Source organism: Ekhidna sp., from assembly GCF_039940915.1.
Classification (GTDB): Bacteria; Bacteroidota; Bacteroidia; order Cytophagales; family Cyclobacteriaceae; genus Ekhidna.
Genome location: NZ_JBDVFO010000003.1, coordinates 1,209,467 through 1,225,246 on the forward strand (window position 1 = coordinate 1,209,467; position 15,780 = coordinate 1,225,246).

At 41.4% G+C, this 15,780-nt stretch carries 12 protein-coding genes; 6 read left to right on the forward strand and 6 right to left on the reverse strand.

The window, feature by feature from the left end; all coding sequences use genetic code 11:
* Positions 1 to 28: 28 nt before the first annotated feature.
* Positions 29 to 3,142, reverse strand: coding sequence for a WD40/YVTN/BNR-like repeat-containing protein (locus ABJF57_RS20400; protein WP_462234958.1), 3,114 nt, complete (start codon positions 3,140 to 3,142; stop codon positions 29 to 31).
* Positions 3,143 to 3,302: 160 nt separating this feature from the next.
* Between ABJF57_RS20400 and ABJF57_RS20405 the strand changes: the two genes are divergently transcribed.
* Positions 3,303 to 3,914: a hypothetical protein gene (locus ABJF57_RS20405; protein ID WP_462234956.1), complete on the forward strand. Its 612-nt coding sequence runs from the start codon at positions 3,303 to 3,305 to the stop codon at positions 3,912 to 3,914.
* Here ABJF57_RS20405 and msrB read toward each other — a convergent pair.
* Complete coding sequence (gene msrB / locus ABJF57_RS20410) at positions 3,911 to 4,303, reverse strand: peptide-methionine (R)-S-oxide reductase MsrB (RefSeq protein ID WP_462234954.1); 393 nt, start codon at positions 4,301 to 4,303, stop codon at positions 3,911 to 3,913. The two genes, ABJF57_RS20405 and msrB, sit on opposite strands and share 4 nt — an antisense overlap.
* A 152-nt stretch (positions 4,304 to 4,455) precedes the next feature.
* Between msrB and ABJF57_RS20415 the strand changes: the two genes are divergently transcribed.
* From ABJF57_RS20415 to ABJF57_RS20425, 3 genes are read left to right on the forward strand one after another with little or no spacing between them, the layout of a single operon-like run.
* Complete coding sequence (locus ABJF57_RS20415) at positions 4,456 to 5,649, forward strand: efflux RND transporter periplasmic adaptor subunit (RefSeq protein ID WP_462234952.1); 1,194 nt, start codon at positions 4,456 to 4,458, stop codon at positions 5,647 to 5,649.
* A 12-nt stretch (positions 5,650 to 5,661) separates the two neighbouring features.
* A complete protein-coding gene (locus ABJF57_RS20420; RefSeq protein WP_462234951.1) occupies positions 5,662 to 8,871 on the forward strand; it encodes an efflux RND transporter permease subunit in 3,210 nt (1,069 codons plus the stop codon).
* 21 nt (positions 8,872 to 8,892) lie between these two features.
* Positions 8,893 to 10,278 carry a TolC family protein gene (locus tag ABJF57_RS20425; protein ID WP_462234949.1) on the forward strand — a complete coding sequence of 462 codons (1,386 nt, stop codon included), beginning with the start codon at positions 8,893 to 8,895 and terminating at the stop codon, positions 10,276 to 10,278.
* A 1-nt stretch (position 10,279) separates the two neighbouring features.
* Here ABJF57_RS20425 and ABJF57_RS20430 read toward each other — a convergent pair whose 3' ends face one another.
* Together ABJF57_RS20430 and ABJF57_RS20435 are read right to left on the reverse strand one after the other, a co-directional pair.
* Positions 10,280 to 10,651: a hypothetical protein gene (locus ABJF57_RS20430; protein WP_462234947.1), complete on the reverse strand. Its 372-nt coding sequence runs from the start codon at positions 10,649 to 10,651 to the stop codon at positions 10,280 to 10,282.
* Between the two features lie 42 nt (positions 10,652 to 10,693).
* Complete coding sequence (locus ABJF57_RS20435) at positions 10,694 to 12,031, reverse strand: D-alanyl-D-alanine carboxypeptidase (RefSeq protein ID WP_462234946.1); 1,338 nt, start codon at positions 12,029 to 12,031, stop codon at positions 10,694 to 10,696.
* A gap of 135 nt (positions 12,032 to 12,166) precedes the next feature.
* Between ABJF57_RS20435 and ABJF57_RS20440 the strand changes: the two genes are divergently transcribed.
* Together ABJF57_RS20440 and ABJF57_RS20445 are read left to right on the forward strand one after the other, a co-directional pair.
* Entirely contained in the window at positions 12,167 to 13,450 is a 1,284-nt protein-coding gene (locus tag ABJF57_RS20440) for a cation:proton antiporter (RefSeq protein WP_462234944.1), read from the forward strand.
* 82 nt (positions 13,451 to 13,532) lie between these two features.
* The gene (locus tag ABJF57_RS20445) at positions 13,533 to 14,159 is read left to right on the forward strand and encodes a GOLPH3/VPS74 family protein (protein ID WP_462234942.1); all 627 of its coding nucleotides are present in this window, start codon (positions 13,533 to 13,535) and stop codon (positions 14,157 to 14,159) included.
* A gap of 31 nt (positions 14,160 to 14,190) precedes the next feature.
* On the opposite strand, the gene ABJF57_RS20450 is transcribed toward ABJF57_RS20445, so the two are convergent.
* Positions 14,191 to 14,628, reverse strand: a complete 438-nt coding sequence (locus ABJF57_RS20450) for a hypothetical protein (RefSeq protein WP_462234940.1) — start codon at positions 14,626 to 14,628, stop codon at positions 14,191 to 14,193.
* Positions 14,629 to 14,631: 3 nt separating this feature from the next.
* Complete coding sequence (locus ABJF57_RS20455) at positions 14,632 to 15,711, reverse strand: potassium channel family protein (protein WP_462234938.1); 1,080 nt, start codon at positions 15,709 to 15,711, stop codon at positions 14,632 to 14,634.
* Between the last annotated feature and the right edge of the window lie 69 nt (positions 15,712 to 15,780).

Consider the following 15,780-nt stretch of genomic DNA (forward strand, 5'->3'; position numbering starts at 1 on the left):
ACACCCCTCTGTAAGATTTTTTAAAAAACTATTTGTCCAACTTCACAGCATCTACTTCTGCGTCTTTTACTTTTTGATTGAATTCATCAATTCTGGAATCTAGAATCTCATTAAGCATTTTCAACTGTTCATCGATCTGAGCGGTAACTTCCGCATAGAATGCAAGTGATGAATCAGTTGGCCTGTAGCTGCCAACCCCTGATAGGGAAGCCAGATGACCAAGCTTATTGTTCAATCGGATCGGGAAATTCAATGGATCCTGACCACTCTCATTCTTTGTTTGATAAAGCGCCTTTTCTATTTCAGACATGTCCTTGATGATGGCCTTACCCAGTTCGGAGATTTCATCGTTTTCTGCCTTTTTCATCACATCGTTGATCTGCTTCTTGGCTTTTCTGATATTGATGATTCCCTCGTGCGTCTCCGTTAGCTTATCGCGAACTTGTATGAGGAAGTCAAACTGTGCTTGATAATCTGCGGCAGTAGCCTCGGCTCTTGGATCAGCCACGATATTGAAGTCCTGCGAGCTTTCATTCCCATTGACATCCATTTTCAAGGTGTATGATCCGGGAATAGCCATGGGTCCGCCAGTAGTTGCCCACCATAAGATCATGCCATCAAAGGTTTTGGCACCATTGTATCGCATGCCCCAGTTCATGGTATTCAAGCCAGCTTTGACGTCAAGCATTTCTTCCTTCTCCTCCTTGTTTGGGTGTGTGGAGTATCGCTTAATGAGGTCTCCATCACGCTCATGAAAGCTGATGGAGATCGTATCAGTTTTGGTCGTGTCTTTCACAAAGTAGTTGACCAAAACTCCCCCGGGATGGTTTGTCCCTGTGGTCCTGGATGTTCTACCATTTCCACCACCCATTCGGTAGCTATCCAAAGGCTTAAACAAGTAATGTGATTTTCCTTTTGCTGCTGATAGCTGATGCAAGGGTGTTAAATCATCGAGCATCCAAAAGCTTCTTCCCTGTGTAGCAGCAATCAGGTTATTGTCCTTAATAGCCAAATCTGTTATTGGTACCGTTGGCAGATTCATTTGAAACGTCTTCCAGCTGGCGCCATCATCAAACGAGACATACATGCCTGCTTCCGTTCCTGCATACAACAGACCTTTTTGATTTGGATCAGCTCTTACCACTCGGGTGAAATGCTCTCCTGCAATTCCATTCGTGATCTTTTTCCATGTTTGGCCATAATCCTCGGTCTTGTAGAGGTAGGGAGTGTAGTCTCCGAGCTTGTAGCGTGTGCCAGCAATGTATAAGCCACCTTTGTTAAATGGATTGATCTCTACACTGTTGATCATCATCCATTCTGGCATTCCTGATGGGGTCACGTTGGTCCAGTTGTCACCTCCATCTTTAGTGATGTGTACAAGTCCGTCATCAGATCCAGTCCAGATCACACCTTCTTCGTGATACGACTCAGTAGCTGCGAAAATGGTGCAGTAGTACTCTACACTTGTGTTGTCCTTGGTAATGGGTCCACCGGAAGAGCCAAGCTTGGATGGATCATTTCTTGTGAGATCTGGACTAATGATTTCCCAGGTTTGTCCTTCGTTGGTACTTACATGAAGTTGGTTTGAAGCCGTATAAAGCCTGTTGGCATTGTGCGGAGAGAAGAAGATTGGAAAGTTCCATTGGAACCGGTATTTAAATCCTTCTGCACCATGTCCCATTGGATTGTCTGGCCACACGTTCACCGCTCTCACTTGATCTTTTGAGTGATCCACGCGTGTCAGGAAGCCATCGTAACTACCCCCGTATACTATGTCGCTGTTGTCTGGTTTTGGTGCAATGTGAGCACTTTCTCCACCAGCCGTAGATTCCCAGTCGTCATCGCTGATGAACCTGCCGCCTGAACGATGATCTATTCGAACGGTAGAGTTGTCTTGCTGAGCACCATATATGCGGTAAGGGAAAGAATTATCTGTTGTGACCCGGTAAAATTGGGCCGTAGGCTGATTGCGGTAGGTAGACCAATTCTCACCTGCATCGAAGCTCACCTGCGCCCCACCATCATCTCCAATCACCATGCGCTGATTATCCTCCGGAGCGATCCAGAAGTCATGATGATCACCGTGAGGTGCATTGTACGTTTCATAGGTACGCCCACCATCTGTTGATTTATGGTACCTCACGTTCATTACGTACACGCCATCTTCATCCTGAGTATCTGCGTAAATGCGGGTATAATACCAGGCTCTTTGTCTCAGCTTTCGCTCCTTGTTGATCAATTTCCAGGTTTTGCCAGCATCATCTGATCGATATACACCACCCTTATTATTTTCTATGATTGCCCAAACTCTGTTTGAGTTCACAGGAGAAACAGTCACCCCGGAAATGCCCCATAGACCACCAGGCAATCCTTCATTTGAAGAAATATTCGTCCAGGTATCACCACCATCTGTGCTTTTCCATAGTGCCGATCCTTCGCCACCGCTTTCAAGGCTATATGGTGTCCGTCTTATTCTCCATGTTGAAGCATACAAGATTCGAGGATTATTTGGATCAAAGGTTAGGTCTACTGCTCCTGCATCAGCATTGGCGAAAAGAATTCGTTCCCATGTCTGACCACCATCTTTGCTGCGATAAACACCTCTTTCACTGGAAGACTTGTAGAGGTCGCCCATTACCGCTGCATAAACTAAATCGGGATTTTTAGGGTGAATGCGGATGCGCGGTATGTGCCTGGAATTCTTCAAACCAATTTCTTGCCAGGTAGTACCTGCATCTTCAGATTTCCACATACCCCAGCCAGAAGAAACGTTTCCTCTGACGGTTACTTCACCACCACCGACATAGATTACGTTGTTATCCCATTCGCTCACGGCAACCGCTCCAATTGACCCTCCGAAGAATCCATCGGAGATATTTTCCCAGGTGCTTCCCGCATCACTGGTCCTCCAAACACCGCCTCCGGTTGCTCCCATGTAGTATAGGTTAGGTTTGCCAGGAACGCCGGTAACAGCCGCCGAACGCCCACCTCGAAAAGGGCCAATGTTTCGCCATTGCATACCGTCATAAAGCTTGCTGTCATAGCTGACAGTGCTACTTGCTGACTTACTCTTCCTGCGTTGTGCGGTCCCCTCAAAAGCAACAATTGCTACAAGCAAGAGAACGACTAATGTATTCTTCATAGATCTAGGTTTTAGTTTGATTTCAAGATAATGATTTAGTACATAGATTTTTTATATTAGGCTACACTAGAGGTTATTTATTCATTTGGATGGAGAGCGGAACTTTTCTTAATCATTTAATTTTATCTTCTCTAGTTTTGAAAGTGAAACGAAAATTATTGTGAGTAGAGGGAATTTATCTGAAGTACACCTGGAAATCATCGAAGAGATGATTTCAGAATCTATTCGAAAGGCAGCTCAATCCATGGAACAAATGTTGAGGATTCGGGTAAGCCCAGAACTCATTCAGTTTGGAGAGGGGCAATTGAAGAGTATTCGAGAGTTTGATGATTTGGGAAGGTTCAAAGTGAACTTAATGAAAGTAGCTTTTCATGGAGAAATCAATGGCGCGTTCTATTTTGTCATCAATAACCATGAAATGGACCTCATCAATAGTGTTTGCCTTCCGGATGATATCACGGGCTCCAGGAACTCTCATACGAAGATGATGAAACATGATTTCATGTCAGAAATCGAGAATTTGATTGCCAATATGTCCATTGCGGCACTCTCTGAGTTTTTAGGAGTGGAGGTTATTGGAGACGTACCTATCGTTCGAAATATGAAGGGAGAGCTGGTAAACGCTTATCTGGAGAATGAAAATGAAATCAATCAGACCGCATTTTTCGTCAACTCAACATTGAATGGCACAGTTGTCAATATCGCTCCTCATTTTCTCTGGATGATCGATGAACATTTTGTCCGAATCACCAAGCTCAACACGGTGGCTTAAGCTTTCTTAAACTTTAAAGCACCTGAATTCATGCAATATCGTTGGCCACTTGGCTGAGGGCCATCTGGAAATATGTGTCCCAGGTGACTTCCACATCTCCCACATTTCACCTCCGTCCGTACCATACCGAATGATTTGTCTTTTTCGAAATCTACTGCTTCGGCTCGGATGGGATCATAAAAACTTGGCCAGCCAGACCCCGAATCAAATTTGGTTTCAGAAGAATAAAGTTCATTTCCACATGCACCGCATTCATACACACCTGTTTCCTTATTTTCTAGCAGAGCTCCGGTCCACGGGCGTTCAGTTCCTTTTTCTCTGAGGATATGATACTGTTCTTCAGAAAGTTCATTTTTCCAATCCTCTTCGCTTTTATTGATTTTTTTCATTTTTTTCGCGGTTTTAAAGCTTCTAATTGTTACCAACTGATACGAAGATAAAACAGTTCAAGGACTGATTTGTCCACTTATCACATATGTAAAATTTAGTGCAACTAAATGCACGCTTTCACCTTTAAGTACTTGACACTATACTACTTATCATGAAGAGAAAACTAATTGTAATCTTGCTACCAGTGGCCATCCTAGGTCTCGCGTTTGTCCTTGCTGGAATTTTCGCAAATCAGAAGGAAGATCCGAAGGACCAAACCCCAATTGCGGTAAAAAAAGTGGTGCAAACCAAGAAGGTGAGCTATCAGACCTTACAAACAGATGTAGTTTCCTACGGAAGGGTGCAAACGGCCCAAACGCTCGATCTTCTTTCCGAGGTTTCTGGAAGAATGCATCAGGGCAGAGTTAGATTAAAGGAAGGGGAACGATTTAAAAAAGGAGATCTCCTTTTTTATGTAGATGATAAAGAGCCAGCACTCAATCTCAAATCTCAGAAAAGTAATTTCTTAAGAGATCTGGCAGGAATTCTTCCTGATTTGAAGGTTGACTTCAGTAATAATTTTGATGCCTGGAACACCTACTTCAATGCGCTTGATTTAGATGAAAAATTTAAAGATCTCCCTGAAGCGGGATCAGAAAAAGAAAAGATTTTCCTGGCGACCAAAGGCATTTATAGCTCGTATTATACAATTAAGAGTGCTGAAGCCAGGCTGGATAAGCATAAATATTATGCGCCTTTTGATGGTAGTATCATGGAGGTGAATTTGCAATCCGGTTCATTTATCAATCCGGGCGTTAGTATAGGCAAGGTGATGCGTAGGGGTGTGCATGAACTGAAAGTGGCAGTCGAAACCAAGGACATTCCATGGATTAAAGCGAATTCACCGGTAAAAATTTATTCGGATGAGATGGGACAATACTGGGATGGTCAAGTAACAAGAATTAGCGATTTTGTTAATCAGAATACGCAATCGGTGGACGTGTTCATTTCAATTCAAGCCTCAGGTAAGAAAATTTACGATGGACAATTCTTTCAGGCGGCTATCCCGGCCAGAACGGTGAAGGATGGGATGATCATGCCACGAAATGCAATCTACAATGGCAATGAGGTTTTTGTGGTTGAGGATTCGCTTTTGAAAGTTAGAAAAATCAATATCATAAGATTGGCAGATGAGGAGGCCATCATCAGCGGACTCGATAGAGGCGAGGATTTGGTGATAGATGCATTGATTGGAGGTTTTAACAACATGGTTGTTGAGAAACAGGAAGTTAAAGACATTGATCTGGAATTGAGTAATGCGCAAGAAGCAGCTAGTTCAGGTCAATCACCAGCCGCATCAAACTAAACTTGAGCAGAAATGACGTTTATTAAAAACCTGGTAGAGTATTTTGTTAAGTTTCCGATACTGGCAAACATCATCATAGCACTTACGCTTATTGGTGGAATTGTTTCCATTGTCAATACGAAGAAGTCGTTTTTCCCTACACGAAGTGATAGAAACATAAGCATAACAGTGTCTTACCCTGGAGCATCTCCTGAAGAGATGGAAGAAGGGGTCACGTTGAAAATTGAAGAAGCGATTAACTCAATTGCTGGCATAGATGAAATCATGTCAACCTCTTCTGAAAACTCTGCCAACATCACATTGGTCACGTTTGATAACTTCGATATCGATGACATCTACACCGAAGTTAAGAATGCAGTTGATGGAATTAACTCATTTCCTGTAGGGGCAGAAAAACCAATTGTTTTTAAGCAAAAACAGCGATCTACTGCGCAATGGCTTGGACTTACGGGAGATGTTGATCTGAAAACCCTTAAAAAGTTTGCAGAAGAAATTGAAGATGATCTCTTAGCCAAAGAAGCGATTTCGCAGGTGAATGTCAGCGGCTTCCCTGCACTAGAAGTGTCCATTGAAGTGAGCGAGCAGGATCTTTTAAGGTATAATTTGACCTTCGATCAGGTAGCTAATGCAGTAAGACAAAATAATCGGGACATATCTGCTGGGTCAGTTAAGTCCTCCAAAGAAGAAATTCTTATACGTTCAAAAGCCAAAGAAACGGAGGCTTCTGATATTTCAAACATCGTGGTGAGGAGTAATCCTGATGGTAGCGATGTGTTGCTGAAAGAGATTGCTGTCATCAAAGAGCAATTTGCAGATGTGCCTTCCAAAGCACTTCTACGAGGCAAGGAGGCGGTTTTTATTGAAGTAAGAAAACTTGAAACCGAAGATTTAGAAGAAATTTCCAAAGAGGTAAATGCCTATGTGGAGGATTTCAACGCTAAAAACAATGCAGTAGAACTACACATGACTTGGGACTTCATGAGTATGCTCAACCAGCGACTCGACCTGCTTACCAATAATGGAATAGTTGGTCTAATTCTCGTGCTGGTTTCGCTTGGGTTGTTCCTCAGCTTAAGGCTCTCATTTTGGGTAGCTTGGGGTATTCCTTCCTCTTTCTTAGGTATGTTCATTCTTGGGGCATTTGTAGGTCTCACGATCAATATGATCTCACTTTTTGGAATGATCCTGGTGATTGGAATCCTGGTGGATGATGGTATTGTAATAGCCGAAAACATTTATTCTCATTTCGAAAAGCATGGCAATCCCATTAAAGCTGCCGTGAATGGTACAATTGAAGTTCTTCCTGCAGTTTTCACATCGGTGACCACTACAATCGTTGCGTTTATGCCACTGCTTCTCTTGACGGGCGGGTTCGAGTTTCTCAGAGACATGGCATTTGTCGTATGTTTTAGTCTTGGTTTTTCATTGCTGGAAGCCTTTTTTGTACTTCCTGCCCACCTGGCAAGTAAAAGTGTTCTCAAGGTGAAAAAGGAGAACACCAGAAGCTACAAAGTACGCAAAAGCCTGAACGGGGTAATTGATTACCTGCGTGATAATATCTATGGCAGAGGGCTCAGATTTACGATGCAAAACAGATGGGTATCACTCTCAATGCTAGCTGGATTTTTGATCATCATTGTTGGATTGCTAGCTGGAGGACAAATCAAAGCTACTTTTTTCCCTCAAATACCTTTCAATAGTTTCAATGTAAACATTGCATTTAAACCAGGGGAGAGAGAGCAAAAGGTAGAAAAGTACTTGAGTATTTTTGAGAATGCCATTTGGAAGGTGAATGATGACCTGAAAACGGAGTTCGGTGTGGAGGATGATCTCATCAACAACACATTCACCAATGTTGGTTTTTCTCAGTGGGAGTCAGGTTCTCACACAGGCTCGATTAATATCTTTTATAAAGAACTGGATGATTACGGCATTAATCAATTTGATCTCATAGAGAAGATAACTGCCGAAATTGGACCCATAACGGAGGCGGAGAAGTTTGCCATTGGAGGAGGAAATCGGTTTGGAAAGCCTGTTTCTATTCGCCTGATGGGTAAAAATTACGCAGAACTTGGAGAAGCAAAGCAATTTCTGAAAGATGAACTTTCTGGTATCGCAGACCTCAAGGAGATTGAAGACAATGTTCCGGTGGGTAGGAGAGAGATGCTGTTCGATTTGAGACCTGAGGCATATTTTCTTGGACTCAACCACAATGACATCACAAAGCAGATGCGCCAGGGATTTTTTGGTGAAGAGGTTCAGCGTTTCATGAAAGGCAATGACGAGCTAAGAGTGTGGGTGAGGTATCCTGAGTCTGGAAGGAAAAGCATCAATCAATTAGAAGATATCAAGATCAAGACGCAAGGAGGTGAAGAATTTCCGCTAACTCAACTGGCGGATTATGAAATCGAAAGAGGAGTTTCAGGCATTAAGCACTACAATACTTCCCGTGCAATTACAGTAGAAGCAGAAATGATTGATCCTTTTGGGGAAGTACCTCCAATTCTTACAAAGATTAGGGAAGAGATTGTCCCTGAATTGAATGCTAAGTACCCATCTGTCATCGTGGACTATGGTGGTCAATCGCAGCAAAGCGCAAGAGCCGGAAAGGAAATTGGGTTGTACTTCGGAGGTGCATTCTTGCTTATTTTCTTCATTTTGATGATCACCTTCCGATCGTATTATCAAGCGGTACTTATCATCATGATGATACCATTGGGATGGTTTGGAGCCATTCTTGGACACGGAATTGAGGATTGGATCTCTCCTGCCAAGGAACTACCCGTTTCTTTGCTGAGTGTTTGGGGAATGGTAGCGCTTTCAGGAGTTATTATTAATGACGCTGTAGTATTTCTTTCCAAATTCAACATGCTGGTTAAGAATGAAGGCATGACCGTTTATCAGGCCGCATACAATGCAGGACTTTCCAGGTTCCGGCCGATCATGCTGACATCACTAACGACTGTTCTGGGTTTATACCCCCTGATTAAAGAAACCAGTTTTCAAGCTCAATTCCTTATTCCTATGGCTATTTCTGTAGCGTATGGCGTATTGATAGGAACTTTCATTATTCTACTCTTTTTCCCAGTATTCATTGTCTTGTTTAATGACATCAGAAGGGCCGCGAAATGGTTGTGGACAGGTAAAAAACCTTCCAGAGAAGATGTGGAAAGAGTTCTCATTGACGATCGCCGCATTGAGAAGTACAAGGAATCAGCTTAATCATCTATGCAACAACTTAACATGAAGAAACTAATTTTTTCACTTGGAATACTATGCCTTTTTCAGGCAAACAGCCAGGAAGTGCTTTCGCTATCTGATGCCATCCAAATTGGATTGCAAAGGAACTATGGAATTCAAATAGAGCAGGGCAATGTGCAAGTAGCCGAAAATAACAACAACTGGGGTGAAGCAGGAAGATGGCCTACGTTGACACTCAATCTCAATCAAAACAACAGCATTACAGACAATGTCAAAGTTGCCAATCCATTCTCCTTGCAGGGTCAAATACAATCGAACAGTGTCGTTCCATCCATAAACCTTAATTGGAATATTTTTGATGGGTTTCGTGCCAATATGTCCAAAAAGAGGTTGGAGCAGCTTCAAGCTGAAACGCATGGAAACGCCTCAATCGTGATAGCCAATACACTTCAGAGTATTATTCTAGGGTATTACCTGGCCGTCTTGGAAAATGAGAGACTTGAAGAGTTCGCAAAGCAACTCTCGCTTTCGAGGGATAAATATCAGTATGTAAAAATAAAATCTGACCTTGGAGGGGCAGTAACTACCGATGTTTTGTTGGAAGAGGGTAATTATTTGACCGATTCAATCAATTATATCAATCAAGAATTGGCGTACAGAAATGCCATTAGAGATTTGAACGTTCTCTTGGCTGAAAGAACAATTTCAAAACAATACCAGTTTGCGGATTCGCTAAATATCGCTGATGAGGCGTATCAAATAGAGCCTCTCAGGTCACGGATGTTGAATGAAAATGTCGACTTGAAAAAGCAATACATTACACAAGCTATTTTAGGCACGGCTACTTCGCTTTCTCGTGCTTCTCAATATCCCACTTTGACTTTTAATGCAGGTTTTTCTGAAAATAGAGGAAGAAATGATCTTTCGCGAACAAGTTCTGGAAGGTTTCAGCAAGATTCCCTGAGTAGAAACCCAAGCGCAGTTTTCATTCCAGATTTCACCAACCCTTTGAGCTCAGTTACCGATACTTATTTTGCCAATTTCACTTTATCGTTTACGCTCTTCAATGGAGGGAAAATTAAACGAGCCATCAACAATGCCATTGTCAACGAAAGGGTGGGAGAGTTGAGAGTTGAACAAATGGAGACTTCCTTAGATAGAGACTTGCATACAGCTTTGGATAGGTACAATAGCCGTCGACAATTATATGCGATCAACGCATTGAGAGAGTCTTCAGCAAGAACAAACCTTGAATTGTCTGAAGAAAAATTCAAAAACGGCAGCATCAACTCCTTCGACTATAGAGATGTGCAGAATAACTACCTATCGTCCTCGATTTTGAAACTTCAGGCTACCTACAACCTCATTAACTCAAAGGTTGAATTGATGAGACTCACAGGAGGATTGATTCGAGAGTATAGCCAATAGCTTACAATTCAAGCCTGTGGATTTTGATTTCTCCTGGTTTGCTTTGGCCAGCCTCTACGATTGCATTCCAATAGTGAACGATGATGACTTTGGTATTATCAGAGTACCCTGAAATGTCTGTGAGAGGGACTTTTATGGTTTGATTACCACTGACTTTTGGTTGATCTGCACTAACACTGGGAGCCCAATCTATTAAGGCAAGCTCCTCCTGATCGACGGCAAAATAGAAAACATCACTCCCGGATAAATTAGCCAATACCAATTTATCACCCTCTATTTTTGCTGAAAAAACATCGGTTTGTAGATCGTCATTGCTGCATCCGTAGGAAGCCACTAAGATGATGCCTATGGTGAGTAGAAGAATTTTTTTCATTTTCCTTTTTAATTAACTACCAGCTGCTATCCAAAAACCCTATCAGTATGCGTTTCGAATATCCAAAAGGAATTGTTCCATCGCCTTTTTCACCTCGTCAGTAGGTCGTATGTAATGGTTGTTCATAAAAGAGAAGATCATTCGTTTGCCAGAACGTGTGATTAGAAAGCCCGTGAGGTTGTGATTATTGCTGAGCGTGCCAGTCTTAGCAAAGATGTAGGGCGTTTCTTCTTCCTTGGGCAGGTACCATTCTTTTAGCGTTCCCTCTCCTCCGGTAGGGAGTATGCCAGTCATTCTTTGCCAGCCAAATTCGTCCAAACATTTTTTTAACAACCGTACTTGATCTACAGGAGCGATTAAGTTGTATCTAGACAGTCCTGAACCATCTACCCAAATCATTTCATTGAGATTTGAAAGCCAGGTGTTTTTTACGTTTTCTATGAATGGTTTTATTTCAGAATACCCATTCATCCTGGCGGTCATTAGCAAGAGTTGTTCTGCAAGGAAGTTATCGCTTGGCTTCATCATTCGAGCCAAAACAGAATCTGTAGCATGCCCATATAATGTATCGGGATTGGTAAGCCGCCGATCGGAAAATGCTATTTCGGTTGCCAAAGTGTCATTGAGTAATTGAATCAGAAGTTCCCTGGAATACTCGAATGGAATACTGCGCTCAAAGTCCAATGTATCGCTATCCAGATAAGCCTTAAAGACATTGAACTTGGCCTCCCGACCCACAAGCTCGTCTTTTTCCCTTTGCTCAAGTACCTCGACATATTCCTCAAAAAATGATGGCGTTACCGTGAGGGTATCGCCTGCTTTTAAGATCGTAACCGTATTGCCATACAATGGCCACCAGCTGCGCTGCGATTGGAAATTGTAGATGTAATCATCCCATGCCCATCCAGAGCCAAAAGTCGAAGGGTCTTCCGCTGGCCAGGAAATAAGCGTAGACTTATGTTGATTAATAAATTCGAGCGTTTTTTGCTGGGGAAATGGCGCATAGAGAAATGTTGGATCTCCTAAAGGTGACACTAAGAGCGCCGTATCTAGTTTTTCATAAATCACAGAAGGGATGGAATCTCCAAATGATTTCAGTGCGACATACATCGTTAACAATTTCGTGTTGGATGCGGGCGTGAATTTCAAGGTGGAATTGTGTCCGGCTATGTATGAATTGTTGTCTATGTCAAAAAGACTAAAGCCTGTAAATTGATTAGAAAAAATAGTCGATTGTTTCAGTAATTGCTCGGCATCATTGCCAACTGCTAATTGCTTAACACTCGTGCAGCCTGAGGTAAATAAGAAAACCAGTGTGAGCAATCGCAATTTGATATATTGGGTTTTAGCATTTTTAGATTGAAAAAAGTATGAATTCATAGGCAGATCATTGGCGACTTACACATTTTAAGAGCTGTTTTTTCTACTCTTAGAGCACTATTTTTTTCGTACTCTTTATTTATTTATTTTGCTCTCACTAATCTAAACCAAAAGAAACTTCTACCCGCTGAACCAATGAGCATTTTAGAACTAATCACGCTTCTCATTTTCCTTGCCGCCGCTTTTACGCTAATCAATATTACCGTACTTAAGCTTCCGTCTACCATTGGCTTAATGTTCATCGCATTGGTCATGTCGATTACGATTTTGATTCTTGGCTATTTCGCGCCTTCGATTACTGAAGGAGCCGAACACATCATTGCGGAATTTGACTTTGAAGAAGTGCTGATGAATGTCATGCTCAATTTCCTACTATTTGCAGGCGCTTTATCTACCAATTTGAATAAGCTGATCGAGGAGCGAGTGCCGGTAGTTATACTGGCCACTATAGGCACACTGATGTCTACATTTCTAGTTGGTTTTTTAGTATTCAAAATATTCCCACTGATACTCGGGTTTGAAATTGATTTGATCTACTGCTTGTTATTTGGAGCTCTGATTTCTCCTACAGATCCTATTGCTGTGCTGGCATTGACCAAACAATTCGGGCTTTCTAAAAAATTGGAAATAAAAATAGCAGGCGAATCACTATTTAATGATGGAGTTGGAGTAGTTATCTTCTTGACCATTTTAGGTATTGCAAAAGCGCAGGCGGGGATTCACGAGCCAGGAGGTCATGGAGCAGAAGAGATTACTGCTGCTAGTGTTGCGATGCTATTTATTGTAGAGGTCTTTGGAGGATTACTGCTCGGAGCAGCATTCGGATTCATCGGTTTTAAACTACTTGATTTCATTGACAATGATCATGTAGAACTTGAAGTATTGGTCACCCTGACCCTCGTGATGGTAGGAGGCCGCTTATCAGAAATTATTCATGTATCTGCTCCTTTGGCAATGGTGGTAATGGGATTATTCATCGGAAATCAGGGAAGGGACGAAAAACTGGCCAACGCCACAGGTGAATATGTATTTAAATTCTGGCACTTGTTGGATGAAGCACTGAATGCCATTTTGTTCATACTTATAGGACTTGAAATGCTAGTCATTGCAGAATCATTTACAATGAGTAACCTCGCTATTGGAGGAATTGGTATCATCATCGTTTTGACAGCAAGGTTCCTTGGGGTAAGCATTCCAATTACGCTAATGAAGCGATTCAGGACGTTTGAGCCAAAAACCATTCAAATACTAACTTGGGGAGGATTAAGGGGAGGTATCTCTGTAGCCCTGGCTCTTTCACTTACTGATTTGGCTTTTCCTGACCATGTAAAGGATACTATTTTATTCACTACCTACAGCGTGGTGGTATTCTCTATTTTGGTGCAGGGACTTACAATTGGAGCATTGCTGAAAAAATAGGGTTTTAGCTGTTCTCTTTTCAGTAAAATTTATGAAATTCGCTGATTAGAAACTTTGCATTTTTTTTAAACAACAACCAACTATGAAACTGAGTATTGCGGAAGGATTTTATCTAATAGCTTTAGATGATGAAGAAGGCCGAATTTTAGCAGCCGCTGAAAAAACTGTTGTGCCTGGTGTGATATCGGCATGTATTCTTGAGCTTTACCTTCTTAAGAAAATTAAGCTTGATGGTGGTAATATATCCGTTGTAGATACGATTGGTACAGGAAATGGGATTTTGGATAATGTCCTTAAAAAACTACAAACCGGCCCGTCACTTCTCGATCAAATCAAAACACTTTCTAGCAAATTCAAGGATATTCAAGAAGATTTGAATGCACTTTTAGCCCAGCGTGGCATCCTCAAGAAAGAAGAAACAAAATTGCTTTGGATTCCACTTTCTGATCGAATGGACAATGCCAACTATGCATTTGAGCAAGAAATTAGAAATAATTTAAAAGCGATTGTTTTCAAGAGTGCTAAGCCATCGCATGCATTTACTGTACTATATTCATTAATTGATGATTGCAATATCCTTAGCGAAGTGTTCAGAGATAAAGATGAACTAATTGACGCTGAGAAAGTAGGCAAAGAAATCATTGAGAGATCAGAAGTAGAGCCTGAACTAGCGGATGCACTTCGTCAGCTTAAAGCATATTTCGGATAAGATTTTCCTCATTGCAGAGAAGGAGAGTAGTTTACTCTTCTTCTTGTGATGAACCTTTGTTCACTAAATCTTCTCTTTGCAACTCTTCCAATTCTTTTGTTTCCACCGCTAGAAATTCAATCAGTTTAGACTCAAACTGGGCCTGTCCCGAATCTTCTGAGATTCCATACATACGCGCATATACTTTGTTTTGAAAGTGTTGCATTGTTCTCAGGTAAGAAATAATGGTGTCTTGTTTCTCCATTAATTTATTCGCTCTGAAAGCCATAAATCCAAACCCTTCATGGGGGTTGTTGTTGTCACGCTCGGTTAAGATATATTCGACTCCATCCACTACTACCTTAGTAAAGTGGGTATCTTCAAAACTGTCCTTTACAGCTCTGGGTCTAAACTCTTCCCCCTCATTGATGTCTTTGTTTTCACAACCTCCAAGTAGGAATATAGTTGCGATAATGACTAGCTTTTTCATGTCTCAGTCTTTTACAGTTCCTTCTTCAACACCGAATACTCGTTTCAGAAGCTTAAAAGCTTTTCCATTTAAGATGATGATTAGATAGTCTCCCGAATGGATTTTCAAATCACCTAAAGGATTCTTAATGAGTTTCTTATTCCCAAACTTGTCCCTTTTGGTGATACCTATCAAAACAGAGTTATATCTCTTTTTCAGGTCAAAAAAGACTTCCTGATATGCCTTGCCATTGTATGGATTGTTTGGAGTGATTAACAATTGCTTAATGTCATAGTCACTGTCTGACTTGGCATAAGAAAGTATGGATTCGCTATAAGTGGCCACATCAGGCTCAAACATATAGGAAGCGAGAAGCTTTGATGATATCTCTTGTGTTGATATTGTATTGCTTACTCCAGCAGATAGGAATGTATTCTTTAGATCGCCATTTTCTAAAGTCACAACAAATTCAGTCTCAGGAAAGACTTTCTTCAAGTTAAGCACGTACACAAGCTTATCTGTGTCATCCAGCATGTTTACGAATACAATGGTAGCATCATCTATATTCGATTTCTTGATCATCTCGTGATTATTGTAGTCGCTAAAAAGCACGAACACACTTTTGGCATTGTACTTCTCACGGATCAAGTCAACATCGTCTTTTTTATTAGTGACAACAGCTACTTGTCTCCCTACTCCAACGAGTTGATCAACCACATGCCATCCAAATTCATTCCAGCCAATGATGACCGCATGATTACTGAAGTTGGTGCCAGAATAGCCAAGCTTTTTGTTTTCTTTTATTGTAGTCATAAGCGTAGTAAGTTGTCCAATTAAAATACCGAAAATACCAATACTGGTAAGAATAAAAATGAGTGAAATATACCTACCATAGATCGTAGCTGGGAAGATGTCTCCATAACCTACGGTAGTAAGAGTCACCAAAGAATACCAGAAAGCATTTGAATAATTGTTAAGTGCAGATTGATCACTATCCTTCTCTACGAATACGAGTAGCCATACCAAGGCAAGGTAAATGACCAAAACGAACACGACAAGAAGAAATAGACGAAGACTTGCGTTCTTTTTGAAGGAAGTAGACATAGGCTAGGTAAAAGTCAAATATAACATATTAAAGATGTATTGTGACTCAGTGATTACAGTGATAATTTA